Below are 23053 nucleotides of genomic sequence, written 5' to 3'. Positions count from 1 at the left end.
TGACACACAGATCCCGGAGATGACGTGCATGAGCAGCCCCTTGAATGACGATGCGGTACCTCCCCCCAAACCCGCCGCAATGCTGGCGCAGGGCGGCGATGACATCTTTCCCGTGGTTCAGGCGGCGCGCTGTATCGGGTTGACCGTGCCGCCCGCCTGCATGAACGACGTGACCGCGAATGCCGCGCTGTTGCAGGGATATGCCGATCTGCTCAATGGCCTTGTCCTGCCTGATACGTGCGAACCGGCGGGGGAGTATATCCCATGACGCAGGCATCGAACGACGTGCGCCCGAACGACACGTGCCCGAACTCGGCGTTGCAGATCGCGCAGGACGTGCGCGCCGGGCGGCGCAGCGCCGTTTCCGTCATCACCGGTGTCATTGCGGATATCGAGGCACGCGACACCCGTTTCAACAGCGTGACGCGCATCTTTGGCCCCGCCGCCGTGGCGCGCGCAGAACATATCGACCAGCGCATCGCCCGGGGCGAGGATCCCGGCATGCTTGCGGGGGTGCCGTTCGGCGTCAAGGACCTGTTCGATATCGCGGGGGAGGTGACGACGGCGGGTTCCCTCGTCCTGCGTGGCAACCCGCCGGCGCAGGAGGACGCAACGGTCGTCGCCCGACTTCAGGCACAGGGCGCGGTCGCGGTCGCCAGCCTGAACATGGACGAATTCGCCTATGGCTTCTCCACTGAAAACGCGCATACCGGCACCACGCGCAATCCGCATGACACGGCCTGTCTTGCCGGTGGGTCGTCGGGTGGTTCGGCGGCGGCCGTGGCGGCGGGTATCATGCCGTTTGCGCTGGGATCTGACACCAACGGCTCCATCCGTCTGCCTGCCGCGTTGTGTGGCGTATGGGGCCTGAAGCCGACATTCGGCCGCATTCCGCGCAAAGGCGCCTATCCCTTCGCCGCCAGCCTTGATGTCGTGGGGCCGATGGCGGATACGTTGGAGGATCTGCATGCCGTGTTCGGCATCATGGATGGCCGTAAGCCCGAGGCACTGCCCGATGTCGCGTCGTTGCGGATCGCGCGGCTGGGTGGATGGTTTGCGCGCAACATTGATGCCGGGTTCGTCGCCGCGATTGATGATGTGATGCGTCACCTCAACAGCACAACGGTTGTCGAACTGCCGGAGGTCGCACGCGCACGTGCCGCATCGTTCCTGATTACGGCAGCCGAAGGCGGCAGCCTGCACCTTGGCCGCCTGCGCCAGCGCGCGATGCAGTATGACCCCGCGACGCGTGGCCGCCTGATGGCGGGGGCGATGCTGCCATCTGCGACGCTGGTGCAGGCGCAGCGTTTCCGTAGCTGGTTTCGCGCGCGCATCCACGAACTGTTCAGCCATCATGACGTTGTTGTCGCACCCGCGACCGTCGGTCCCGCACCGCGCATCGATCAGCCCACCATCATGGTGGAAGGGCGCGTGGTTTCGGCGCGTGCGAACCTGGGCCTGTTTACGCAGCCCATCAGCCTTGCGGGTGTGCCGGTGCTGTCCGCGCCGCTGGCGTGTCCGTCGGGCCTGCCGCTGGGGCTGCAACTGATCGGTGCGCCGGGGGCGGAAGCCGCGCTGTTTGCCGTGGCGGGGGAATTGCAACGTGCGGGACTTGCGCGCTGTGTGCCGCTGACTACGGGGAACTGACGACCATGCTCAATACGCCGCGTTCGTGCCGGGGGATGGTGACATCGCCCCATCACCTTGCCAGTCAGGCGGGCCTTGATATCCTCAAGGCCGGGGGCACGGCAATCGAGGCCGCGGTGGCCACGGCGGCGGCACTGGCGGTTGTCTATCCACATATGACCGGCATTGGTGGCGATGCGTTCTGGCTGACGCTGTGGCCGGACGGGCGTGCGCAAAGCATTGACGCCAGCGGGGCTGCGGCCATGAAGGCCGATGTCGCGTTTTACCGCAATGCCGGGCAGGCGCGTATCCCATGGCGTGGGCCACTGGCGGCGAATACGGTTGCGGGCACCGTTTCGGGTTGGGACATGGCCCTGGGATGGAGCCATGCGGTACAGCCCGGCCTGCCGCTTGGCCGGATATTGCGCGATGCGATCCATTACGCCGAACAGGGCGTGCCGGTCACGGCCGGGGCGGCCGACATTACGCGCGCCAAGGTCGATGAACTGCGTGCCGTTCCCGGCTTCGCCGATCAGTTCATGCCTGCGGGTCGCCTGCCGCAGGCGGGTGATATCCTGCATAATCCCCGCCTTGCCCGCACGTTGCGCATGCTGGTGGATGATGGGCTGGACAGTTTCTATCGTGGGCGTATCGCATCGGACCTTGCCGCCGACCTTGCCTCGCTTGGCAGCCCGCTTGCCCTGTCGGACCTGCAGGCCCACCGTGCTGTACACCAGCCCGCATTGCATGCGCGGGTGCGCGGGGCGGACCTCTATAACGTCGCGCCCCCCACGCAGGGTGTGGCATCGCTGCTGATCTTGGCAGTGTTCGACCGGCTGCGCGCTGCGAAGGCCGACAGTTATGAGTACATGCACACGCTGGTGGAGGCGACGAAGCTTGCCTTTCGTTATCGTGACACGCATGTGGGCGACCCGGCGCTGATGACGGTGCAGGCGCAGGATATCCTTGATGACGCAGGTGCGCTGGACCGTATGGCGGCTGTCATCGACCCACAGCGTGCGGCCCCATGGCCCCACCCGTCACAGGCGGGCGATACGGTGTGGCTGGGCGTGGTCGATTCCGACGGGCTGGCCGTCAGCATGATCCAGAGCCTGTATTTCGAATATGGATCGGGTGTCGTCCTGCCCCGCACCGGCGTGGTGTGGCAGAACCGGGGCACCAGCTTTGGCATGGACCCCGACGGGTGGAACGGCCTGCGTCCTGGGCGCAAGCCCTTTCACACGCTCAATCCCGCTGGTGCGCGTTTCGATGACGGGCGCACCATGGTCTATGGCACCATGGGCGGCGAGGGACAGCCACAGACACAGGCGGCTGTCTTTACCCGCTATGCCTATTATGGCGTGCCGTTGCAGCGCGCGGTGACCGCCCCGCGCTGGCTGCTGGGCCGGACATGGGGGGAGGACAGCGTCAGCCTGAAATACGAAGACCGCTTTGACCCTGAACTGATCGCGCGCATGCAGGCGGCAGGCCACCAGATGGAGCGGATGGAACCGTTTACCTCCACCATGGGACATGCGGGCGCGCTGGTGCGGCATGAAAAAACCGGACTGATCGAAGGGGCGACCGACCCGCGCAGCGATGGGGCCGTGGCGGCATGGTAGGTCTGGACATGCAGCCGATTACCGTCCCGCCGCCATCGGGGCAGCGCGTGCATGCGCGGTGTGACCTGCTGGGGCATGCGCCCTATTCCGATGATGCGCAGGGGCTGTTTCGTCCCTATCTTGGCGCAGGATACCGCGCGACGCTGGACCGGATCGCGGCATGGATGAGTGACGCGGGCATGTCCGTGCGCGTGGATGCGATCGGGAATGTGGTGGGGCGTTACGAAGGCATCGCGCCAGATGCGCCATCGCTGCTGATCGGGTCGCATGTGGACAGCGTGCGCCATGGCGGACGGTATGACGGGATGCTTGGCGTCATACTCGGGATCGAGGTGGTGGCAGCCTTTGCGCGGGTGGGGCGGCGCTTTCCCTTCGCGCTCGAAGTGATCGGTTTCGGGGATGAAGAAGGATCGCGCTTTCCTGCCGCGATGCTGACCTCACGCACGGTGGCGGGGGTGCGTGACGGGTTCGACCTGTCGATGGTCGATGGCGACGGGATATCGCTGGCCGCGGCGCTTGCGGAATTCGGGCTTGACCTTGCGGCCATTGACGACGCCCGGATCGCGCCCGGTCGTGTCCTGGCCTATGTCGAGGCACATATCGAACAAGGCCCCGTGCTGGAGGCCGAAGGCCGCGCGGTGGGGGTGGTCAGCGCGATCGCGGCACAGCATCGTTATCGCGTGACGATGCAGGGCATGGCGGGGCATGCCGGCACCATGGCCATGCATCTGCGCCGCGATGCGCTGGCGGCGGCGGCAGAGGCGATTGGCACGGTGGAGCGTATCGGGCGTGCCGGCCCCGCTGACCTTGTCGCGACGGTTGGACGGCTGGAGGTTCTGCCGGGGGCGGCCAATGTCGTGCCTGGTGACGTGATGTTCACCATCGACGTGCGTGCGGGCACCAATGCGGTGCGTGATGCGGCGGCGGTGGAAATCCTGTCCGAAATCCGTGACATTGCCGCCCGCCGTGACATCGTCCTTGGCGTTGCGCTGCAACACGATCTCGATGCGACGCCATGTGATGCGCACCTGACGGAACTGATGGAACAGGCGGTGGTGGACGTGACCGGCGCACCGGCGCGCGTACTGGTCAGTGGCGCAGGCCATGATGCGATGGTCATGGCGCATCTTGTCCCTGTTTCCATGCTGTTTATCCGTTGTGAAAAGGGCATCAGCCACAATCCCGCCGAAGCCGTAAGCACGGCGGATGTGGAGGTTGCCTTGCGCACATTGACGGATTTCGTATGCCTTTTTGAAAGACGTTGCTGATGACACAGAACATTTTTGGTCAGATCGACCCCCCGTCACGCATGTTGATGGGGCCGGGGCCGGTCAATGTGCATCCGCGTGTGCTGCGGGCCATGGCGGCCGACATGCTGGGGCAGTTCGACCCGGAAATGACCACCTATATGAACCAGACCATGGCATTGTACCGTACGGTCTTCATGACGGAAAACCGCTGGACACTGCTGGTGGACGGCACGGCCCGCGCGGGGATCGAGGCGGCATTGGTGTCGTTGCTGGAACCGGGGGCGCGACTGCTGATCGTGCGGGCAGGGCGTTTCGGGCTGTTGCTGTCGGAAATTGCACAGCGGATCGGCGCGGAAATCTTTACCATCGACATTCCGTGGGGCGAGGTTGCGACCCTGAAGCAGATCGAGGATGGCATTATTGCCCATCGGCCGCATGTCCTGGCCTGTATCCATGGCGATACGTCCACCACCATGGCGCAGCCGCTCGATGGGGTGGGGGAACTGTGCCGCAGGTATGATGTCCTGTCCTATGTCGATGCAACGGCGACGCTGGGCGGGATGCCCGTCGCGACCGACCGGTGGGGCGTGGATATCGTGACGGGGGGCCTGCAGAAATGCATGGGGGGGCCGCCCGGTTCCTCGCCCATCACGATTTCGGACCGCGCCGCTGACTACATCATGTCACGTCGGCATGTGGAGGCCGGGATACGTGGGGCGAATACCACGGACGGGATGCGTCCGCGCATTGCCTCGAACTATTTTGATCTGGCGATGATCATGGAATACTGGTCCGAACAGCGCCTGAATCACCATACAGAGGCGACGAGCATGCTGTACGCCGCGCGCGAGGCCGCGCGCATCATGGTGGAAGAAGGGGTGGAGGCACGTTTTGCCCGTCATGCCGCAGCCAGCCGCGCGATGGGCGCGGGCCTGCGGGCAATGGGCCTGACATTGTTCGGCAGTGACGAACACCGCATGACCAATGTAACGGGTGTGTATATTCCCGACGGCATTGATGGCGAACGGGTGCGCACGCGCATGCGCGATGATTTCGAGATCGAGATCGGTTCCGCCTTTGGCCCGTTGCAGGGGCGCATCTGGCGGATCGGGGCAATGGGATACAATGCGGCAAAGAACAGGGTGCTGCTGACGCTCGGCGCGCTGGAGGCGGTGTTGCGGCACGAAGGGCATAACCTCGTCTCCGGCCGTGCGGTGGATGCGGCATTGGCGGCGTATGGGGCGTGATGTGATGGCACAGCCCAATGAATATCCCCGTGACCTTGTCGGTTATGCCGCATCCCCGCCCGATCCGAAATGGCCCGGTGGTGCGCGCATCGCGGTACAGTTCGTCATTAATTATGAGGAGGGGGCTGAAAATTCCATCCTGCATGGTGATCGCGGGTCCGAAGCATTCCTGTCCGAAATGATCGGTGCGCCCTCCATCCCCGGTGCGCGCGCGATCGCGATGGAAAGTCTGTATGAATATGGGGCGCGGGCCGGGTTCTGGCGCCTGTACCGGATTTTCACGCAACGGCGGCAGCCGGTGACGGTCTTCGGTGTGGCCATGGCCATGGCCCGTAATCCCGACGCCGTGCGTGCGATGAAGGATGCAGGGTGGGAAATCGCCTCCCACGGGTTGCGCTGGATTGATTACCAGCACATCCCCGAAGCGGTGGAACGTGCCCATATCGCCGAATGTATCGCGCTGCATACGCAGGTGACGGGATCGCGCCCCCTGGGCTGGTATCAGGGGCGTACCAGCCCCAATACCGCGCGACTGGTCGCGCAGGAAGGCGGCTTTGTCTATGATGCGGATTCCTATGCCGATGACCTGCCCTATTACGACCGTGGCAATGGGCGTGCGCAGTTGATCGTGCCCTATACGCTCGATGTGAACGATATGCGTTTCGTGGCCCTGAACGGCTTTACCGAAGGGGAGCAGTTCTTCAATTACCTGCGTGACACGTTCGATGAACTGTATGAAGAAGGGGCAAGCACGCCAAAGATGATGTCGGTGGGGCTGCATTGCCGTGTGGCCGGCCGACCGGGCCGTGCGCGGGCCGTGGCGCGCTTTCTTGATTACATCGCCGCAAAGGAACGGGTCTGGGTCGCGACACGACTGGATATTGCACATCACTGGCTGTCGGTGCATCCGGCATGACATCGGCCATCGCACGCGCAAATGCGCTGGACGAAGCAGGTTTCATTGAACTGTTCGGTCCCATGTTCGAACATTCCCCATGGGTGGCCGAACGCGCGCTGGATCATCGTCCGTTCGCCGATGCCGCGCATATGCTGCGTGTCATGGATCATGAAATGCGCCGCGCCACGGATATGGAGCAGATGTCCCTGATCCGTGCGCATCCCGAACTTGCGCGGCGGGCCGGGATGGACCCGACGCTGACGGATGCATCAGCGGCCGAACAGGCATCGGCGGGGCTGGATCGCCTGACGCCGGAGGAATTCGCGCGGTTCAGGACGCTCAATGAGGATTATGCGGCAAAATTCGCCATTCCGTTCATCATCTGTGTGCGCCTGTCGGACAAGGCGCGGATACTTGAAGAAATGGCGCGGCGGCTGGCGCATGACCCGGATACGGAAATCGGCGCGGCCCTTGATGAAATCGCGAAGATTGCCGCCTTGCGACAGGCCGATATCCTGGGACGGCTGGAGGAAACATCATGAGCACCCTTTCGACCCATGTCCTTGACCTTGTCTCGGGACAGCCTGCGGCGGGTATGGAAATCACCTTGTGGTCGGGGGGGGAGCGCCTATTCGTGGGCATGACCAATATCGACGGGCGCTGCCCTGACCTGTCGGTTGCGGTGGGGGATATGCCCGGTGGCAGCTATCGGCTGGAATTCGCGGTTGCGGCCTATTTCCGGGGGCGGGGGATGGCGCTGTCGGACCCGCCGTTCCTTGATATCGTGCCGATCGCATTCGGCATGGCGCAACGCGCTCCGGGGGAAAAGGGGGGGCATTATCATGTACCGCTCCTGGTCTCGCCTTATGGGTTTTCAACCTATCGCGGAAGTTGAAAATCCGAAAAAACCAGAGGGTCACAGTGTTTTTGAAAAAACTTGGATGCCGCTATCTTGTGAGGGAATGAACGGTCCTGAGGAACGATTTCGAAAAAAAGTCCTGAAAATCGTTGTGTTTATCCAAAACAAGGAACTGTTTAAAAATAGACCATTGATAACATCCTGTAATTATAAAGGTTTTTGGTGAAGCTTTTTCTAAAAAGCTTCAGAAGACGCCGCCTTTTTTCAAAAAGGCGGCACCCAAAAACTTTTCTTATTTTTTATCAATGACTTGTTTTCAAACAACCTGCTGGCGTCATACAAGAAAATCATCATTTCTGATCGGCGGGTTATTCAGGCCGTTTCTTATTGCCGTTCCTGCCAGAAATGAAAAAAGGGCCGTGGCGGATGACGCCACGGCCCTTCTTTCATACCCTGCAACGGCATGAACCGTTGCAGGGATGGTCGATGGATCAGACCAGAGCCTGCTTCAGGGCGGCCGTCAGGTCGGTCGTGCTCGCCTTGCCGCCCAGGTCGCCCGTGCGCACCGCACCGGATGTGATGACCTTTGCGATGGCGCTGTCGATGCGGTCGGCAAGGTCCTTGCGGCCGACATGCTGCAGCATCATGTTCGCCGCCAGCAGCAGTGCGGTCGGGTTGGCCTTGTTCTGGCCCGCGATGTCGGGGGCGGAACCATGGACCGCTTCGAACACGGCAGCCTTTTCGCCGATGTTCGCACCGGGGGCGAGGCCAAGGCCACCGACAAGACCCGCCGTCAGGTCGGACAGGATGTCCCCGAACAGGTTGGTGGTGACAATGCAGTCGAACTGCCACGGGTCCGTCACCAACTGCATGGCGCAGGCATCGACAATCCGTTCGTTCACTTCGACGCGGCCTTCATATTCCTTTGCGACCTTGCGGCCTTCTTCCAGGAACAGGCCGGTCAGCAGCTTCAGGATGTTGGCCTTGTGCACCAGCGTCACGCGCTTGCGGTTGTTCTTGACCGCATATTCAAAAGCATAGCGGACAATGCGATTGCATTCCGCGCGTGAGGTGTAGCCGGCGCTTGTCGCGATGGCGTGCGGGTCATCACCGACCGGGATGTAGTTTTCCAGCGCGGCGTAATAGCCTTCGAGGTTCTCGCGGAAGATCACGAGGTCGATCTTGTCAAAGCGGCCACCCGGCACGATCGTCTTTGTGGGACGAACATTCGCGAACAGACCGAACTCCTGACGCAGTGTCACGTTGATGGACTTGAAGCCACCACCGACGGGGGTGGTCAGAGGACCCTTCAGCGCGAGGCCGGTGCGACGGATGCTTTCGATTGTTTCCTTGGGAAGCGGGCTGCCGGTGGCGTCAAGGGCGGACACCCCGCCCAGCGCCTTCTCCCACTTGAACGGTGCGCCGACGGCGTCAAGGATTTCGATGACGGAGTCAACAATTTCGGGGCCGATCCCATCGCCGGGGATCAGGGTGGCGGGAATTGTTTTTTCTGCGGACATTTTGAACGTCTCCCTATCGTGCTTGCACCTGACTGCGGGTCAGGTTGCGCACCGGCCTGGCTGTTTCCGCGTATCGTTACCGGATCCAGTTGCGTCGGAACTGGTAAAAAGTCCTAGGCCCCAGACCGGCATGTGACAATTCCATCACCGCCTTCCGGGGCCATATTCATAGTCACATTATCTGGCGCGCAGCGGTGCGCATGCCGCCTCCAGCCATGTCTGGCCGACTTTGTCCAGATGTGGGGCCACCTGTTCAAAAACCCGTGCATGATAGGCGTCGAGCCATGCGATTTCGGTGCTGTTGAGCATGTCCACCGCAATCAGGCGACGATCGAACGGCGCAAGGGTCAGTACCTCGAACGCCAGAAAGCGGCGGCTTTCCCCATTCGTGACCGCAGGCTGCACCAGCAGCAGGTTTTCAAGGCGGATGCCAAACGCGCCGGGACGGTAATATCCCGGTTCGTCAGAGACGATCATCCCCGCCTCCAGCGCGACGGGCCGGTAATGGGTGGAGATATTGCAGGGCCCTTCATGCACCGACAGGTAGCTGCCGATTCCATGGCCGGTGCCGTGGTCGTAATCCAGACCGCCTTCCCACAATGCCTGGCGCGCCAGAGCGTCAAGCGCATGCCCCGTGGTGCCGTGCGGGAAATGTGCCCGCGCCAGCGCGATATGACCGCGCAGGACACGGGTAAATGCGTCGCAGACATCGTCGTCGGGCTGTTCCGGGCCGGTCCATATCGTGCGCGTGATGTCCGTCGTGCCATAGGGGTACTGCGCCCCGCTGTCGATCAGGTACACCTCGTTATGGCGCAGGATGCGGTCGGTTTCGGGGGTGACGCGGTAATGGATGATCGCGCCATTGGGGCCAGACCCGGAAATGGCGGGAAAGCTTTCCTCGCGGTAATCCATGCAGCGTTTGCGAAACGCATCAAGGCGCTGTGTCGCCTCCAGTTCCCCGGTGCCGACACCTTCGGTATCAAGCCAGTGCAGGAAGCGGCAGACAGCCACCGCGTCGCGTTCATGGGCACGGCGCGCGCCCTCCTGCTCCACGGGGTTCTTGATCGCCTTGGGCAATGTGCATGGGTCGGTGGCGCGGATGATGGTCGCCCCTGCCTGTTCCAGCGTCTGGATGAACCACACGGAATTGGCTGCCGGGTCCACCTGCACCCGGCGACCGGCAAGTGCTGCAAGCTGTGCAGGCAGGGCGTCGGGGGTGAAGGTGCGCACATCCTCACCCATCCATTCGCGCGTGCGCGTCGTCAGCTTGACCGGGTCGATGAACAGGGAAACGGTGGCGTCGGCATGGACAATGGCGAAACACAGGCTGAGCGGCGTATAGGGGACATCGTTGCCACGGATGTTGAGCAGCCACGCGATGGAGGCCGGATCGCTGAGCACGACGCAGTCCTCGCCCGAGTCGCGCAACTGCGCCGCGAGTGTCGTGCGCTTTGTCGCGCTGTCGGTGCCGCTATGTTCAAGGGGCTGTTCCAGACACGGCGTGCAGGGCGGCAGGGGACGGTCGGTCCAGATGGCGTCCACCGGATTATGCGCCAGCGGCACCAGCGTCAGGCCCGCCTGCACGAATGGCAGCAACGCATTTTCGCTCAGCAGGCGCGGGTCGTATCCGATGCGTGCATTCGCCCCGTGCTGCGCCAGCCATTGCGCGGGCGGTGTTTCACGCAGGTGCAGCCGTTCCCAGCACAGGCCATTGACCTGATGTTCCATCTGCGTGGTGTAACGGCCATCGGAAAAGACCGCCGCGCGTTCCATCAGCACCGTCGCCATGCCCGCACTGCCGGTAAAGTCCGTCAGCCATGCCAGGCGTTCGGCGCAGGGGGCGACATATTCACCAAGATGTTCATCCCCGCGTGGCAGGATGAAGCCATCGACGCTGGCCTGTCGCAGGGTTTCGCGTAACGCGTGAAGGCGGGTGGGGGCATCCGTCATGGAACGTGGCTCCGTTTATCAAAAGAAGGAAATACAGGGGCGCAGAGGGGCCGTAGGCGCGTCGTGGCCATGATGGCAGTCAGTCGTTGGGGACAAGCTTGTAAAGGAACATCAGGTCCATCCACCTGCCGAATTTTGTCCCGCATTGCGGGATCATGCCGCCGGGCTGGAAATCAAAACGTTCATGCAGCAGGCGTGAGGCCGTGTTCGATGCGGTGATGGCCGCGACCATCACATGCACATCCGAATTGCGCGCAAGCGTGCACAGATGGCCCAGCAGCAGGCTGCCGATGCCACGTCGCTTGAACGCCGGTGCGATATAGATCGAGTGTTCAACCGTATGGGCATAGCCGGAAAACGGGCGGAACGTCTTCCAGCTGCAATATCCCGCCACGGTCCCTTCGGGCGTGACCGCGACCAGAATGGGAAACCCCTGCGCATTGCTGTCGCGCAGCCAGTCGAGGCGCACCGGCACCGTGGTTTCGCGTGTTTCCCATAATGTCGTGCTGTTGCGGATGGCATCGTTGATGATGTCCACGATCGCGGGGATGTCGTCTGGGGTCGCGGGCCGGATATGGATGGCGGGATCGGGGTCAGACATCTGGCTTCCTCAGGATCAGCGTGGCCCAGTCCCCTTCGCGCAGGCGATGTTCAAGCACCAGCCCCTGCCTGCGATGCGCGGACAGCACCATGCGCACCTGTGTATCGAGCAGCCCGGCCAGGATGGCCGTGCCACCGGGAAGCAGGTTGTGCGCAAGCTCGGCCGCCATTGAACAGAGCGGCCGGGCAAGGATGTTGGCGAATACCAGGTCATAGGGGGCGTTCTGCCGGATGGCGGGCGTACGCCACCCGTTGCCAAGATGGCACGATACGAGGTTCGACAGGCCGTTCATCCGCGCATTGCGCCGTGTGACGCGCACCGACCATGGGTCGATATCGGTCGCGAGTACCGGGCGTTTGAGCAGCGCCGCCGCCGCCATGGCAAGGATGCCCGACCCGCAGCCTAGGTCGAGGATGCGGCGTGGCCGCCGGTGGGCGATCATTTCCAGCGCGCGCAGGCATCCGCGTGTGGAGCCATGTTCCCCCGACCCGAACGCAACGCCCGCGTCAAGCACAAGGGTGATGCGTTGCGGGTTCGCGTCGGGTTCAAGGTGGGTGCCACGAATGGCGAAACGGCGGCCTGCCGTCTGTTCGGGAAATGCCTCGTACGTGCGGGCAAGCCACCCTTCGGATTCGGTGGGGGTGCGTTCAAGCGGGACATCCACCCCCGTCAGCGCCGCCGCCAGCACAAGGGCGGTGCGCAATTCGTCCTCCCCCGAACCTATATCGCGCACGCCTTCGACCCGCCATGCGGTCTGGGCGTCGTCCACTTCGAAAATGCCGATGGTCGCGCAGACGATGGAAAGCGCATTTTCATAGGCTTCCACGGCCTCTGGTGGGACAGTGACCGCAATGGTCTCCAGTTCGGTGGCGTGGCGGCGGGGGGGAATGGTCATGATACCTGCTCAACAAAAGTGTCGATCACCCGCTTGGTGCCCGCTTTTTCAAACGCGACCTCCAGACGGGTGCCTTCTACGGACGCGATGGTGCCGTATCCGAATTTCTGATGGAAAACGCGGGCGCCAACGCGAAAGGCCGACTTGCGCGATGGCGTATCACCGGACGACGTTGCGTCTGTGACGGCGCGGCGGCGCGCCACGACCGGGAATGGTGTGGCCCCGAATACCGGGCTGCGCATCGCGCCATTATGGCGGGCACGGGTCGCATCCCCGATGGTGTCCACATGTTCGGGGGGAAGTTCCTCCACAAAGCGGCTGGGAATCGCGGACTGCCAGTTGCCATAGATACGCCGGTTGGCCGCATGGCTGATGATCGCGCGCAGGCGTGCGCGCGTGATCCCGACATAGGCAAGGCGGCGTTCTTCCTCCAGCCCCTTGGCGCCCCCTTCGTCCATTGTGCGTTGCGAGGGGAAGACCCCTTCCTCCCATCCCGGCAGGAACACGGTATCGAACTCCAGCCCCTTGGCCCCATGCAGGGTCATGATGCTCAGCCGTTCGTTGCCTGCGTTTTCCTCCGTCTCCATCACCAGCGCCACATGTTCGAGGAATCCGCCCAGCGTTTCAAAATCCGCCAGCGCGCGCACCAGTTCCTTGAGGTTGTCCAGACGTCCCGGCGCCTCGGGTGACTTGTCCGCCTTCCACATGTCGAGATAGCCGCTCTCCTCAAGCAGGCGTTCGACCACGACCACGTGCCCTTCGCGTGCCAGATCCTCGCGGCATTGCCCGAAACATTTCATCAGGGCGGCCAGATGTTCGCGTGCGCGTCCCTTGATCCCGCCCGTCGCCAGCATTTCCAGCACGGCGGCGGTCAGGGGAATGTCGCGCGCGCGGGCATGCAGGTGCAGTTTCTGCACGCCGGTATTGCCGATGCCCCGGCGCGGGACGTTGATGATGCGTTCAAACGCAAGGTCGTCCGATGGCTGTGACAGCACACGCATATAGGCCAGCGCATCGCGGATTTCGGCACGTTCGTAAAAGCGCAGCCCCCCAACCACGCGATAGGGCAGGCCGATGGTGATCAGCCGTTCCTCGAACGCGCGGGTCTGGAACCCCGCACGGACCAGAATCGCGCATTCCGACAGGGGATGCCCGTCATTGTGCAGGCGCTCCAGCTCCTCGCCCACCATGCGGGCCTCGTCATCGGAATCCCATACGGAGATGACGCGCACCTTCTCGCCCTCCGCATCCTCGCGCCCGGGGTGCAGCGTCTTGCCCAACCGTTCCTCGTTATGGGCGATCAGGCCCGACGCCGCGCCAAGGATCTGCCGGGTGGAGCGGTAGTTGCGCTCCAGGCGGACGACGTGGGCGCCGGGGAAATCATGTTCGAAGCGCAGGATGTTTTCCACTTCTGCCCCGCGCCAGGAATAGATCGACTGGTCATCATCCCCCACGCAGCAGATGTTGGCCTGTCCCTCCCCCCGCTGTGCCAGCAGGCGCAGCCACAGATACTGGATCGTGTTGGTGTCTTGATATTCATCAACCAGGATATAGCGGAAGAACCGGTGATACTGCGCCAGTACATCGGGATGGGTGCGCATGATTTCGGTCATGTGCAGCATCAGGTCGCCAAAGTCACAGGCGTTGAGCTGGATCAGGCGCTTTTGGTAATCGGCATAGATCTCGCGGCATTTACCATCCGCAAAGTCGCAGTCCTCTGCCTTGCTGACGCGTGATGGGGTCAGGCCACGGTCCTTCCACCGCTGGATGACGCCCATGATTCCCTGCGGCGGCCAGCGTTTGGTGTCGATATGGCGTGGTTCGATCACCTGTTTGAGCAGGCGGACCTGATCGTCGGTATCAAGGATGGTGAAACTGCCCGACAGTCCGACATATTCCGCATGGCGGCGCAGCATGCGCGCGCACAGGGAATGGAACGTGCCCAGCCACAGCCCCTCCACCGGCGCGCCAAGCAGACCGGCGACTCGTTCACGCATTTCGCGTGCGGCCTTGTTGGTGAAGGTCACGGCAAGGATCTGGTTCGGTCGCGCGCGACCCGACAGCAGGATATGGGCAAAACGCGTCGTCAGCACGCGCGTCTTGCCCGTGCCCGCACCGGCAAGGACAAGCAGCGGGCCGTCCGTCGTTTCGATCGCGGCGCGTTGCTCCGGGTTGAGCCGGGCAAGGTAATCGGGCGCACGTTCGGGGGGAACGTGGTCGGGGGGGAAAAGACTGTCCATCACGCGGTTATCTATAGCAATGTCAGTCCCCGCAGGCCATGACCACGCGCACCGGACCCGCATCATTGTGGAATGGGTGTGTGATCGGCCATGATGGGGGCGATGAAGGCAGTGATGGTGAAAGAGACGTGGTGGCGCGTATAGGCGGTGGCGCAGGCAGCCCCGGTGGCCATCGCGCCCGCATGCGTGCGCGGATACGCATCGCGGGTGGGATGTCGCTGGCGGATTATGAGATATTGGAGGTCCTGCTTTTCGCCGGGGTTCCGCGACGTGACACCAAACCGATGGCCAAGGATCTTATCGCGCGTTTCGGCTCTTTGTGCGCCGTTCTGGCGGCGGGGCCAGATGAACTGCGCGCGGCGGGCGTGGGGCCACGGGCCTGTTCCGTGCTGGCGCTGCCCGCGCTGGTGGCGCGACGGCTGTGCCGCGGGGATGCAAGGCCGCAGCCCTATATTCATGACCTGCATGCGGCCTGGACCCATTATGCCACCACGCGCGCGGGCATGGCGGGGGTGCCTGCACCGGGCGGACGCGGGCAGGTGACGATCCTGCTGCTTGATGCGACGAACCGCCTTGTGGGGGATGAACGGGTGGCGGATGGTTCTGCGGCCGATATGTGCCGTGCGATCCTGCAACGTGTGCTGCATCTGCATGCGGTTTCGATGGTGGTGGTGTGGGATGGCGGGACAGTCCCGCCCACCACGCGACAGATGGAGGACGCGGCCACCGTCATGCGGCAGGTGGAGGCCCATGGCCGCCTCCTTTCCACGGTGATGCATGATTGCATCATCGCGGGGGACGGGGGCTGGACCTCCCTGCGTCGGGAAAAGATGCTGTAGGGATCAGGCGGCGTGTTTCGCCATCAGGCGGAACTGCGTGTCGATTGCCTCAAGCAGTTCGCCAGGTTGGCTGACCAGTGCGTCGGCCCCCGCGGCAACCAGTTCATCATGCCCGCCATATCCCCAGAGTACGCCAAGCGCGCGGACATGGTTTGCATGCGCGCCGGTAATGTCGAACCGGCGATCCCCGATCATCAGCGCATGGTTGCGCGCGACATCATGTTCACGCAGCAGTGCCGCGATCAGTTCGGGTTTTTCCGCGCCGCTGTCATCCGCACGTGCGCCCGACATCCCGTCGAAATATTGCGACAGGTCGCGCAGATGCAGGATCTTGCGCGCGAGGTAGCGGGGTTTCGACGTGGCGATGAACAGCCGCGTCCCCGCCGCATGCAGGCTTTCGATCACATGGCGCATCCCGTCGAACACCGGGCTTTTGCGCATGCCGCCGCCTTCGTAATGCCTGCGGTAAAGGTCCATTGCCTCATCCACGCGGTCATCGCCGTAATGGGCAAGGATATGTGCCAGAAGATCGCGCAGCGGTGGCCCCACCACCCATGTCAGGTCAATCGACAGGTCGGGTTCATGCCCAAGGTCGCGCAGCACGGCATGGATGGATTCGATGATGCCATCATGTGATCGGATGATCGTGCCATCAAGGTCGAACAGGACCGCATTGCGCGGGGCGGGGGGAGCGGAAAAATTCATACGGGTATGTAACCTCCGTCTGTTATCGATTATTGGACCTTAATATGCCCTGTTGTCGGGCTGTCTGTCGCGAATTTATCGACATTTACGGATCGACCCGCAAATGGGAACTTATGCCCCCCGACATGATACAGCCTCCGCCCCATGGGGGGACGCCGGCGATGGCGGGGAAATGGACGACCGGGCATTGCTGCGTCATGTGCTGTGTACGCTGGAACCGGGGAATGCGGATATCGACATGTTGCTTGATATCCTGCTGGCCCGTTTCGGTTCCGCCGGGATGGCGCTGTCGGCCCATCCGCACGACCTTGATGCGGTGCTTGGTACCCACCCGCTGCTGTCACCCATGATCGCCACGGTGCGCGAGGCGGCGTTGCGCATGCACCGTGCCTATGTCCGCCATGGCGACGCCCTGTCAGGGCACGGGCGTATTGTGGATTACCTGCAGGCAGTCATGGCGCATGACTGTACGGAGCAGTTCAGGGTGCTGTTCCTCGATGCGGAATATCGCCTGATCGAGGACCGCGTCATGGGGGTTGGCACCGTGGACCAGGCGCCGGTTTACCCGCGTGAGGTCATGCGCCGCGCCCTGGACCTTGATGCGCGTATCCTGATCCTTGCGCATAACCATCCCAGCGGCGATCCCCTGCCGTCGGCCACGGATATCCAGATGACCCTGCATATACAGCAGGTGGCCAGTGTCATGGGCATCCACCTGCACGATCATTTCGTGGTCGGGAACGGGCGCAGCATCAGCTTTCGCCGGATGGGGCTGATCGCCGACGATAATCGGTGATCCCGCAGCCGGTATTTCATGGGCGGCATGCATTTTGCATGCCCGGTTTACAAATGCCGGACCGGCCGCCGGTCTTCAGGGGGAGTGTTCCCCCTGGTCCCCACCGACATCATGCCCATCAGCATCCCCATTAATCTCCCCATTAACCTCCATAGGGGACGCCAGCGGGCCAAGGGCATCTTCCACCCCGAATTCGCCAGGCAGTCCCCCATGCGGGAACAGCACATTGACATGCCCCATCTTGCGCCCGGGGCGGGCCCGCGCCTTGCCATAATGATGCGCCAGCAGGCCGGGCGTCGCCATGATCCGGGGCCACAGCGCCATGTCATCCGGCCCGATCAGGTTTTTCATCACCGCATCATTGTGCCGTGTCGCAGGCGGCAGCGGCAGGCCGGTTACAGCGCGGACATGCATCTCGAACTGGTCCACGGGACAGGCATCCATTGTCCAATGCCCTGAATTATGCGGGCGTGGCGCAATTTCATTGACCAGAAGCCCGCCATGGCGATCGACGAACATCTCCACCCCCATGATGCCGATCAGGTCGAGCGCGCGGGCGATGTCCGTCGCCAGTTCACGCGCGCGCGTGGCAAGTCCGGCGGGAATACGCGCCGGCGCAAGGCTGAGGTCAAGGATGCCATTGCGGTGACGGTTTTCCGTCGCATCGAACGCCACGACCTCGCCCATGGCATTGCGCGCGACCATTACGCTGACCTCGCAGGCGAAATCGACCATGCCTTCGGCCACCAGTGGATGGGGCGACAGGCGGGCGAAGGCGGGGGCAAGGTCTTCGGGCGTATGGATGCGCGCCTGTCCCTTGCCGTCATAGCCCAGGCGCGTGGTCTTGAGGATGAAGGGATAGCCCAGTGTCTCTGCTGCGACGGCAAGGTCGGAGCCGGTCTCAATCAGGTGGAAAGGGGCCAGCGGGATGCCCGCATCGCGCAGGAATGTCTTTTCCGCGATGCGGTCCTGGCTGATGCGCAGGATACGGCCAGACGGATGCACCGGACATAGCGAGGACAGCAGGTCCAGCCCGTCGGCGCTGATATTCTCGAACTCGAACGTCACGACATCGACCGCAGTGGCAAAGCGGCGCAGCGCATCATGGTCGTCATAGGCCCCGATGGTCACGGCATGCGCGACCTGCGCGGCAGGGCCATCGGCCTCGGTCGTCAGGATGTGGGCACGAAAGCCAAGGCGGGCGGCGGCAATGGCCGACATACGCCCCAGTTGGCCGCCCCCCACGATGCCAAGGACGGCGTTCGGGCAAAGCGGTTTCATGTCACGGGTTCCTGCGCGACGGAGTCCGTCTGTTCTGCGCGCCAGTCCTCCAGCCGGGTGGCCAGCGCCCCATCGCCAAGCGAGAGGATGGAAGCGGCCAGCAGCCCCGCGTTCTTTGCCCCGGCCTTGCCGATGGCAAGGGTTCCGACCGGCACGCCACCGGGCATCTGTACGATCGAAAGCAGGCTGTCCATGCCCTTGAGCGCCTGGGATTCAACAGGGACGCCCAGCACCGGCAGGCTGGTCCATGCCGCGCACATGCCCGGCAGGTGTGCGGCCCCACCCGCACCCGCAATGATGACCGAAAGCCCCCGCGCCCGCGCCGTGCGGGCATAATCCGCCAGACGATCGGGCGTGCGGTGGGCCGATACGATGCGGATTTCATGGGCAATGTCCAGCGCCTCCAGCACGGCGGCGGCATGGCGCATCGTTTCCCAGTCGGACTGGCTGCCCATGATCAGGCCCACGCGCACGGCGCTGTCCCGGGGGGAGGAAGGGGCGGGGGAATTGGTCACGGCGTCTGTACTTTCACGACTTTCGGGCGGGAAAAGGGATCATGCCCGCGGCAGATAGGCGAAACGCCGCGATCAGGCAATGCTGTCGGGGATCAGTCGACTTTCAAGCCACATGATCTCGTCCTTAAGCAGCAGCTTGCGCTTCTTGAGGCGCTGGATCTGCAACCGGTCGACTGGGTGTTCGCCCATCCGGCTGATGACGGTGTCAAGGTCGCGATGCTCGCTGCGCAGTTCGTGCAGCTTGCGAAGGAGGGTATCCCGGTCTGTCAGCATGGCGCTCCATCCAGCACATGAACATGACGCCATCCTAAGCACATTGCAGGCAAAAAACGAAATGATGGCGAATTCGCCGTCATGCAGGATTTTGTCATGGCATATGGCGTGCCGCTTGCGTTAGCGTACCCCGTCGTAGCAAACATGCTGGAGGAGATTCCATGCTGTACGAAGCGCGTATCAACAGCCTCAAGACCCGTCACGCCCGTCTGGATGACCAGATATTTGACGAAGACAGGCGGCCAATGCCCGACCAGCGGGTACTGATGCGACTCAAGCTCGAAAAACTGCGGCTCAAGGAAGAAATAGAGCGGCTCAGCGTGCGGGGCTGAACCTTACGGGCCAGCCGGTCCCTGCTGTATTGGCGGCAGCGACCGGGGCACGCAGGGCGGAAATCAGATCAGATCGGATCGTTGTCGAGTTCGATGGGCTGCGGCACGGCCTGTCCCTCCCGGGCGAGGCGTTCGTTTGCTGCCGTCACCATCGCATTCAGGTCGGTCTGACTGCACAGGCCCAGGATGACCGGATCGCGTGGCTTGATGTTCGGGCTGTTCCAATGCTGGCGGCTGCGGACCTTTTCAATGGTGTCCTTGGTCGTGCCCAGCAGCTTGACCATCTGCACTTCCGACAGTTGCGGGAAATTGCGCAGCAGGAATGCAATCGCATCCGGGCGGTCGTTACGCTTGGCCACGGGGGTATAGCGCGCGCCCTTGGATCGGCGGTGAATCGGGTTGGGGGCGGGCAGGATCTTCAGCCGCTGGGCCGGGTCCTTTTCGCAGCGTTCGATTTCCGCCTGCGTCACCTGATGGTTTTTTACCGGGTTATAACCCACGATCCCCTGTGCCACTTCACCATCGGCGATGGCCTGTACCTCAAGCGGGTGCATGCCGCAGAATTCAGCGATCTGGGTAAAGGTCAGCGCAGTCTTTTCAATCAGCCACACTGCGGTGGCCTTGGGCATAAGGGGCAGAGCGTTCATTGCAAAACAGGTCCTACTGCGTGTGATGGCGCCACGCGCAGGCACCTTGGAAAGAAGGGCAAATCGTCAATGCCGTGGAAGGCATCGTGCGTGCCTGCTGGCGCGCAAAAAACAAAAGCACTTGAAGCAAGGGATATGAAGGTGACGCACCCAAAAGGTCAAGGGCCGTATGCGTGTGTGGCACCATTTCATTTGACCGACCCACAGGTGATCGACCCACAGGGCATACCCCAGATCCGACCCATCAGGACAGGCCAGTCATATAAAGCCAGTCAGACAAAGCGAGTCAGACAAAGCCAGACAGGGCAGGCACACCAGACACGAAAAAGGGGAGGCTGCATGCAGCCTCCCCCCTTGGCTTGGTGCCGGGTGGATATGGGTCAGGCCGCCTGGCGCGATGTGCCCGCATGGTCCGCTGTTGTTGTGCCTGACGCTGATGCGAAGGGGGCGTGTGACTGCGGTGCGGCGGTGGCTGCGTTTTCTTCGTCAGTGCTGCCGGGCGTCAGGGTGTCCGGGGTCTGGGCGCCCGGGGTGGCGGTGCCTGACGAAATGGGAATGCGGCGTGGCTTCAGGGCTTCGGGAACGACATGGCGCACCGCAATGCAGAGCAGGCCATTATCGAGGTTGGCATTTTCCACCACGATATGGTCAGCCAGCACAAAGCGGCGTTCGAAGGCGCGCCGTGCGATTCCACGATACAGGATTTCACGGTCGGGCTGTCCGCCCGTCACACGTCCCGCCACCACAAGCGTGTTGTCCTGTACCGTCAGTTCGATGTCATCGGGGCCGAATCCTGCCACCGCCATCGTCAGCATATAGCGCGACTCCGCCACCTTTTCGATGTTGTAGGGGGGGTAGGACGGGCTGACGGGGTTCTGTGCCGCTGTATCCACAAGTTGCGCCAGACGGTCGAACCCGATCGCGCTGCGGAACAGGGGGGCAAAATCGTAACTCATGAAAAACCTCCTGGATATGAGCAAGGCCTGTTGTCATGTGGTCCCCCACGGGGGGCGGACCACGATCATGTCGGTATCCATCGCGACCCGGCATCGGCATCGCGACCCCCTGGAAATGGAAATGCCCGGCGCCTTTTTCAAGGGCCGGGCATTCATGGACTGACAGGCAGGCTGATATACGCAGGAAGGAATCCTGGTGTGCCTCAGCCCTTCTTGCGCTGGCCCAGGCCACCGAACTTCTTGTTGAACTTGGCAACCTGGCCCCCGGTGTCGAGCATGCGCTGCACGCCTGTCCACGCCGGATGCGACTTCGGATCGACGTCAAGGCGCAGCGTCGCGCCGGGCGTGCCATAGCAGGAGCGCGTCTTGTACTCGGTGCCATCGGTCATGATGACGGTGATTTCGTGGTAGTCGGGGTGGATGCCGGACTTCATGTTCACAGACTTTCGTGCTGAATGGCCCCGATGCCGACCGGGGCAGGAGTTTCGCAGGCGTATAGACGAGGACGCCCGCCCGATCAACATCTGATTGCCGCGCGATCTGGCTATTCTGTATCGGCCCCCCTGCATCGGTCCCCCTGCATTGGCTGTCCTGCATGTGCGTGGCGTACTGCATCGCGCATGTATCCGTGGCGTTACAATATCCCCGCAACTTGTGAAATTCTGTCACCCGTAAGCATCACTTTTACTGTTGTCGAGACAGTATGTCATTTCCCCTGTCGTAAATGTGGCGGGGGGTTGTTAGACAGGTTGCAGAATAGTTTTCAAAAGAGGAAGACACAGATGGCGCAAAAGCCTACGCATCTGCATGTGCCCGATATTCATGCTCCCGGCTGGCTGGGGGATTTTCGTGCGTTCCTGATGCGCGGAAACGTGGTGGACCTCGCGGTCGGTGTAATCATCGGCGCGGCCTTTACCGCAATCGTCAACAGCCTGGTGAAGGACATCTTCACCCCGTTCCTTGGCCTGCTGATCGGGGGGATCGACTTTACCAACCTGTTCATCACCCTGCGTGGTCCCCACATGCCCACCCTGGCGGAGGCGCAGAAGGCCGGGGCGGTGACGCTCAATCTTGGCGTCTTCCTTAACGCCGTGATCCAGTTCATTATTATCGGCTTTGTAATTTTCTGGGTGGTGCGCATCATCTCCCGCTTTGCCGAAAAGAAAGCCGCCGCACCCGCCGCTCCCCCGCCGCCGCCGCGCAGCGAGATCCTGTTGCAGGATATCCTTGATGTCCTCAAGGAACAGGAAAAATCGAAGACACCCCCCACCGCCTGATCCTTCGATCACGCATCGTGGCGAGATGATCTGCAAAGGGCGGGTTCCGGCATATGCCGGCCCCGCCTTTTTTTATGCCTGCGCCAACCCGTGGGCCCGCCCATTCGGGGTGGGCGCAGGAATCAGGTGGCACAGGAACAAGAAGTGCCAAGAATTACAGGGCGACATGTTTCAAGGAGGCGTCATCCGATATCCTTGCCCATGGAGTGGGGGAACGTGCTAGGCTCGGGGCCTGATGAAAAGTATTTTCAGGCAACTCCGCATGTCGGCCATCGCCATGGCCGGGTGCTGTATCCTCGCTGCCTGTCATGGGCAGGTAAGGGACGTCAATCACCTGCCCCCCGATGTGCAGAGCTATCTGCTGGTCACGACCTATGCGATGGCTGAAGGCGGTCTGCTCAGTCGTGTGCAGGACGGCGCCTTATCGCGTGAGCAGGTGCAGGATATGTCGATTTCGCTGAAATACGGCAAACTGATGATCCTGAACAACCTGATGCACCCGTCGCGGCGCAGGCGCGCGCGCGCGCGCCAGGCGGTTGAACTCATTATCGCCTGTACGGACCAGCCCGACATGACGCGCAAGGATGCCCCACCCGCGCCACGCTGCATCCCCGATGCCCGCACCCTGTTGAAGAATGCCGGGCGATAAGAGATTGTTTGAAAACAAGTCATTGAGAAAAAATAAGGAAAGTTTTTAGGTGCCGCCTTTCGATCGAAAAAGGCG

General features: G+C 62.5%; 25 protein-coding genes. 13 read left to right on the top strand and 12 right to left on the bottom strand.

Translation table 11 applies throughout. The annotated features are described in order from the left end of the window. The first annotated feature begins 28 nt into the window (after positions 1 to 28). Genes IFJ82_RS12000 through uraH form a run of 8 tightly spaced genes read left to right on the top strand, consistent with a single transcriptional unit; the run spans position 29 to position 7538 of the window. Positions 29 to 268: a DUF4089 domain-containing protein gene (locus IFJ82_RS12000; protein WP_003618277.1), complete on the top strand. Its 240-nt coding sequence runs from the start codon at positions 29 to 31 to the stop codon at positions 266 to 268. Continuing rightward, the gene (locus tag IFJ82_RS11995) at positions 265 to 1647 is read left to right on the top strand and encodes an AtzE family amidohydrolase (RefSeq protein ID WP_192264738.1); all 1383 of its coding nucleotides are present in this window, start codon (positions 265 to 267) and stop codon (positions 1645 to 1647) included. The genes IFJ82_RS12000 and IFJ82_RS11995 overlap by 4 nt, the downstream gene beginning before the upstream one ends. Positions 1648 to 1652: 5 nt before the next feature. Continuing rightward, complete coding sequence (locus IFJ82_RS11990) at positions 1653 to 3248, top strand: gamma-glutamyltransferase family protein (protein ID WP_075632105.1); 1596 nt, start codon at positions 1653 to 1655, stop codon at positions 3246 to 3248. Between the two features lie 8 nt (positions 3249 to 3256). After that, positions 3257 to 4516, top strand: coding sequence for an allantoate amidohydrolase (locus IFJ82_RS11985; RefSeq protein ID WP_075632104.1), 1260 nt, complete (start codon positions 3257 to 3259; stop codon positions 4514 to 4516). Beyond that, complete coding sequence (locus IFJ82_RS11980) at positions 4516 to 5745, top strand: pyridoxal-phosphate-dependent aminotransferase family protein (RefSeq protein ID WP_003618284.1); 1230 nt, start codon at positions 4516 to 4518, stop codon at positions 5743 to 5745. Before IFJ82_RS11985 ends, IFJ82_RS11980 begins: the two co-directional genes overlap by 1 nt. 4 nt (positions 5746 to 5749) lie before the next feature. Beyond that, positions 5750 to 6661 carry an allantoinase PuuE gene (gene puuE / locus IFJ82_RS11975; RefSeq protein ID WP_192264736.1) on the top strand — a complete coding sequence of 304 codons (912 nt, stop codon included), beginning with the start codon at positions 5750 to 5752 and terminating at the stop codon, positions 6659 to 6661. Then, on the top strand, positions 6658 to 7185 hold the full coding sequence (gene uraD / locus IFJ82_RS11970; RefSeq protein WP_003618287.1) for a 2-oxo-4-hydroxy-4-carboxy-5-ureidoimidazoline decarboxylase: 528 nt from the start codon (positions 6658 to 6660) through the stop codon (positions 7183 to 7185). Before puuE ends, uraD begins: the two co-directional genes overlap by 4 nt. Next, positions 7182 to 7538: a hydroxyisourate hydrolase gene (gene uraH / locus IFJ82_RS11965; RefSeq protein WP_192264734.1), complete on the top strand. Its 357-nt coding sequence runs from the start codon at positions 7182 to 7184 to the stop codon at positions 7536 to 7538. Before uraD ends, uraH begins: the two co-directional genes overlap by 4 nt. A 455-nt stretch (positions 7539 to 7993) precedes the next feature. Here uraH and IFJ82_RS11960 read toward each other — a convergent pair whose 3' ends face one another. The 5 genes from IFJ82_RS11960 to IFJ82_RS11940 all read right to left on the bottom strand — a co-directional run bounded on the left by IFJ82_RS11960 (position 7994) and on the right by IFJ82_RS11940 (position 14708). Next, positions 7994 to 9022, bottom strand: coding sequence for an isocitrate/isopropylmalate dehydrogenase family protein (locus IFJ82_RS11960; protein ID WP_003618293.1), 1029 nt, complete (start codon positions 9020 to 9022; stop codon positions 7994 to 7996). Positions 9023 to 9199: 177 nt separating this feature from the next. Beyond that, complete coding sequence (locus IFJ82_RS11955; RefSeq protein ID WP_192264732.1) at positions 9200 to 10972, bottom strand: aminopeptidase P family protein; 1773 nt, start codon at positions 10970 to 10972, stop codon at positions 9200 to 9202. A gap of 79 nt (positions 10973 to 11051) precedes the next feature. Next, positions 11052 to 11573 (bottom strand): GNAT family N-acetyltransferase, encoded by a 522-nt coding sequence (locus IFJ82_RS11950; protein WP_003618298.1) that lies wholly within the window; start codon positions 11571 to 11573, stop codon positions 11052 to 11054. After that, positions 11566 to 12468 (bottom strand): 50S ribosomal protein L11 methyltransferase, encoded by a 903-nt coding sequence (locus tag IFJ82_RS11945; protein ID WP_062808716.1) that lies wholly within the window; start codon positions 12466 to 12468, stop codon positions 11566 to 11568. Before IFJ82_RS11945 ends, IFJ82_RS11950 begins: the two co-directional genes overlap by 8 nt. Then, positions 12465 to 14708 (bottom strand): ATP-dependent helicase, encoded by a 2244-nt coding sequence (locus tag IFJ82_RS11940; protein WP_075624951.1) that lies wholly within the window; start codon positions 14706 to 14708, stop codon positions 12465 to 12467. Before IFJ82_RS11940 ends, IFJ82_RS11945 begins: the two co-directional genes overlap by 4 nt. A 38-nt stretch (positions 14709 to 14746) precedes the next feature. On the opposite strand from IFJ82_RS11940, the gene IFJ82_RS11935 reads away from it, so the two are divergent. After that, entirely contained in the window at positions 14747 to 15547 is an 801-nt protein-coding gene (locus tag IFJ82_RS11935) for a JAB domain-containing protein (protein ID WP_225578660.1), read from the top strand. Positions 15548 to 15550: 3 nt separating this feature from the next. On the opposite strand, the gene IFJ82_RS11930 is transcribed toward IFJ82_RS11935, so the two are convergent. Next, the gene (locus IFJ82_RS11930; protein WP_003618310.1) at positions 15551 to 16252 is read right to left on the bottom strand and encodes an HAD hydrolase-like protein; all 702 of its coding nucleotides are present in this window, start codon (positions 16250 to 16252) and stop codon (positions 15551 to 15553) included. A 103-nt stretch (positions 16253 to 16355) separates the two neighbouring features. Between IFJ82_RS11930 and IFJ82_RS11925 the strand changes: the two genes are divergently transcribed. Beyond that, positions 16356 to 17048, top strand: a complete 693-nt coding sequence (locus tag IFJ82_RS11925) for a JAB domain-containing protein (protein WP_192264731.1) — start codon at positions 16356 to 16358, stop codon at positions 17046 to 17048. A 75-nt stretch (positions 17049 to 17123) separates the two neighbouring features. On the opposite strand, the gene IFJ82_RS11920 is transcribed toward IFJ82_RS11925, so the two are convergent. From IFJ82_RS11920 to IFJ82_RS11910, 3 genes are all read right to left on the bottom strand, one after another. After that, entirely contained in the window at positions 17124 to 18329 is a 1206-nt protein-coding gene (locus tag IFJ82_RS11920) for a 5-(carboxyamino)imidazole ribonucleotide synthase (RefSeq protein ID WP_192264730.1), read from the bottom strand. Then, a complete protein-coding gene (gene purE, locus IFJ82_RS11915; protein WP_048858915.1) occupies positions 18326 to 18784 on the bottom strand; it encodes a 5-(carboxyamino)imidazole ribonucleotide mutase in 459 nt (152 codons plus the stop codon). Before purE ends, IFJ82_RS11920 begins: the two co-directional genes overlap by 4 nt. A gap of 132 nt (positions 18785 to 18916) precedes the next feature. Next, positions 18917 to 19117, bottom strand: a complete 201-nt coding sequence (locus tag IFJ82_RS11910) for a YdcH family protein (RefSeq protein WP_003618318.1) — start codon at positions 19115 to 19117, stop codon at positions 18917 to 18919. A gap of 161 nt (positions 19118 to 19278) precedes the next feature. Between IFJ82_RS11910 and IFJ82_RS11905 the strand changes: the two genes are divergently transcribed. After that, entirely contained in the window at positions 19279 to 19449 is a 171-nt protein-coding gene (locus IFJ82_RS11905; RefSeq protein ID WP_064504908.1) for a YdcH family protein, read from the top strand. 68 nt (positions 19450 to 19517) lie between these two features. On the opposite strand, the gene IFJ82_RS11900 is transcribed toward IFJ82_RS11905, so the two are convergent. From IFJ82_RS11900 to rpmE, 3 genes are all read right to left on the bottom strand, one after another. After that, the gene (locus IFJ82_RS11900; protein ID WP_040510500.1) at positions 19518 to 20096 is read right to left on the bottom strand and encodes a DUF1013 domain-containing protein; all 579 of its coding nucleotides are present in this window, start codon (positions 20094 to 20096) and stop codon (positions 19518 to 19520) included. 380 nt (positions 20097 to 20476) lie between these two features. After that, entirely contained in the window at positions 20477 to 21052 is a 576-nt protein-coding gene (locus IFJ82_RS11895) for an Hsp20 family protein (protein WP_192264728.1), read from the bottom strand. 203 nt (positions 21053 to 21255) lie between these two features. After that, positions 21256 to 21486: a 50S ribosomal protein L31 gene (gene rpmE, locus IFJ82_RS11890; RefSeq protein WP_003618327.1), complete on the bottom strand. Its 231-nt coding sequence runs from the start codon at positions 21484 to 21486 to the stop codon at positions 21256 to 21258. A gap of 348 nt (positions 21487 to 21834) precedes the next feature. On the opposite strand from rpmE, the gene mscL reads away from it, so the two are divergent. Further along, positions 21835 to 22329: a large-conductance mechanosensitive channel protein MscL gene (mscL, locus tag IFJ82_RS11885; protein ID WP_003618329.1), complete on the top strand. Its 495-nt coding sequence runs from the start codon at positions 21835 to 21837 to the stop codon at positions 22327 to 22329. A 262-nt stretch (positions 22330 to 22591) separates the two neighbouring features. Further along, complete coding sequence (locus tag IFJ82_RS11880; RefSeq protein WP_192264726.1) at positions 22592 to 22978, top strand: hypothetical protein; 387 nt, start codon at positions 22592 to 22594, stop codon at positions 22976 to 22978. The last annotated feature ends 75 nt before the right edge of the window (positions 22979 to 23053 follow it).

It is taken from the genome of Novacetimonas hansenii (assembly GCF_014843995.1).
GTDB classification, from domain to species: Bacteria; Pseudomonadota; Alphaproteobacteria; order Acetobacterales; family Acetobacteraceae; genus Novacetimonas; species Novacetimonas hansenii.
Note: the sequence above shows the minus strand (reverse complement) of the source record. Positions and strands in the feature narration are given on the sequence as shown.

Bases quoted from the DNA above. Each gene is read 5' to 3' on its own strand.
- IFJ82_RS12000 (WP_003618277.1), top strand. From the start codon at position 29: ATGAGCAGCCCCTTGAATGACGATGCGGTACCTCCCCCCAAACCCGCC.
- IFJ82_RS11995 (WP_192264738.1), top strand. From the start codon at position 265: ATGACGCAGGCATCGAACGACGTGCGCCCGAACGACACGTGCCCGAAC.
- IFJ82_RS11990 (WP_075632105.1), top strand. From the start codon at position 1,653: ATGCTCAATACGCCGCGTTCGTGCCGGGGGATGGTGACATCGCCCCAT.
- IFJ82_RS11985 (WP_075632104.1), top strand. From the start codon at position 3,257: ATGCAGCCGATTACCGTCCCGCCGCCATCGGGGCAGCGCGTGCATGCG.
- IFJ82_RS11980 (WP_003618284.1), top strand. From the start codon at position 4,516: ATGACACAGAACATTTTTGGTCAGATCGACCCCCCGTCACGCATGTTG.
- puuE (WP_192264736.1), top strand. From the start codon at position 5,750: ATGGCACAGCCCAATGAATATCCCCGTGACCTTGTCGGTTATGCCGCA.
- uraD (WP_003618287.1), top strand. From the start codon at position 6,658: ATGACATCGGCCATCGCACGCGCAAATGCGCTGGACGAAGCAGGTTTC.
- uraH (WP_192264734.1), top strand. From the start codon at position 7,182: ATGAGCACCCTTTCGACCCATGTCCTTGACCTTGTCTCGGGACAGCCT.
- IFJ82_RS11960 (WP_003618293.1), bottom strand. From the start codon at position 9,022: ATGTCCGCAGAAAAAACAATTCCCGCCACCCTGATCCCCGGCGATGGG.
- IFJ82_RS11955 (WP_192264732.1), bottom strand. From the start codon at position 10,972: ATGACGGATGCCCCCACCCGCCTTCACGCGTTACGCGAAACCCTGCGA.
- IFJ82_RS11950 (WP_003618298.1), bottom strand. From the start codon at position 11,573: ATGTCTGACCCCGATCCCGCCATCCATATCCGGCCCGCGACCCCAGAC.
- IFJ82_RS11945 (WP_062808716.1), bottom strand. From the start codon at position 12,468: ATGACCATTCCCCCCCGCCGCCACGCCACCGAACTGGAGACCATTGCG.
- IFJ82_RS11940 (WP_075624951.1), bottom strand. From the start codon at position 14,708: ATGGACAGTCTTTTCCCCCCCGACCACGTTCCCCCCGAACGTGCGCCC.
- IFJ82_RS11935 (WP_225578660.1), top strand. From the start codon at position 14,747: ATGACCACGCGCACCGGACCCGCATCATTGTGGAATGGGTGTGTGATC.
- IFJ82_RS11930 (WP_003618310.1), bottom strand. From the start codon at position 16,252: ATGAATTTTTCCGCTCCCCCCGCCCCGCGCAATGCGGTCCTGTTCGAC.
- IFJ82_RS11925 (WP_192264731.1), top strand. From the start codon at position 16,356: ATGGGAACTTATGCCCCCCGACATGATACAGCCTCCGCCCCATGGGGG.
- IFJ82_RS11920 (WP_192264730.1), bottom strand. From the start codon at position 18,329: ATGAAACCGCTTTGCCCGAACGCCGTCCTTGGCATCGTGGGGGGCGGC.
- purE (WP_048858915.1), bottom strand. From the start codon at position 18,784: ATGGGCAGCCAGTCCGACTGGGAAACGATGCGCCATGCCGCCGCCGTG.
- IFJ82_RS11910 (WP_003618318.1), bottom strand. From the start codon at position 19,117: ATGCTGACAGACCGGGATACCCTCCTTCGCAAGCTGCACGAACTGCGC.
- IFJ82_RS11905 (WP_064504908.1), top strand. From the start codon at position 19,279: ATGCTGTACGAAGCGCGTATCAACAGCCTCAAGACCCGTCACGCCCGT.
- IFJ82_RS11900 (WP_040510500.1), bottom strand. From the start codon at position 20,096: ATGAACGCTCTGCCCCTTATGCCCAAGGCCACCGCAGTGTGGCTGATT.
- IFJ82_RS11895 (WP_192264728.1), bottom strand. From the start codon at position 21,052: ATGAGTTACGATTTTGCCCCCCTGTTCCGCAGCGCGATCGGGTTCGAC.
- rpmE (WP_003618327.1), bottom strand. From the start codon at position 21,486: ATGAAGTCCGGCATCCACCCCGACTACCACGAAATCACCGTCATCATG.
- mscL (WP_003618329.1), top strand. From the start codon at position 21,835: ATGGCGCAAAAGCCTACGCATCTGCATGTGCCCGATATTCATGCTCCC.
- IFJ82_RS11880 (WP_192264726.1), top strand. From the start codon at position 22,592: ATGTCGGCCATCGCCATGGCCGGGTGCTGTATCCTCGCTGCCTGTCAT.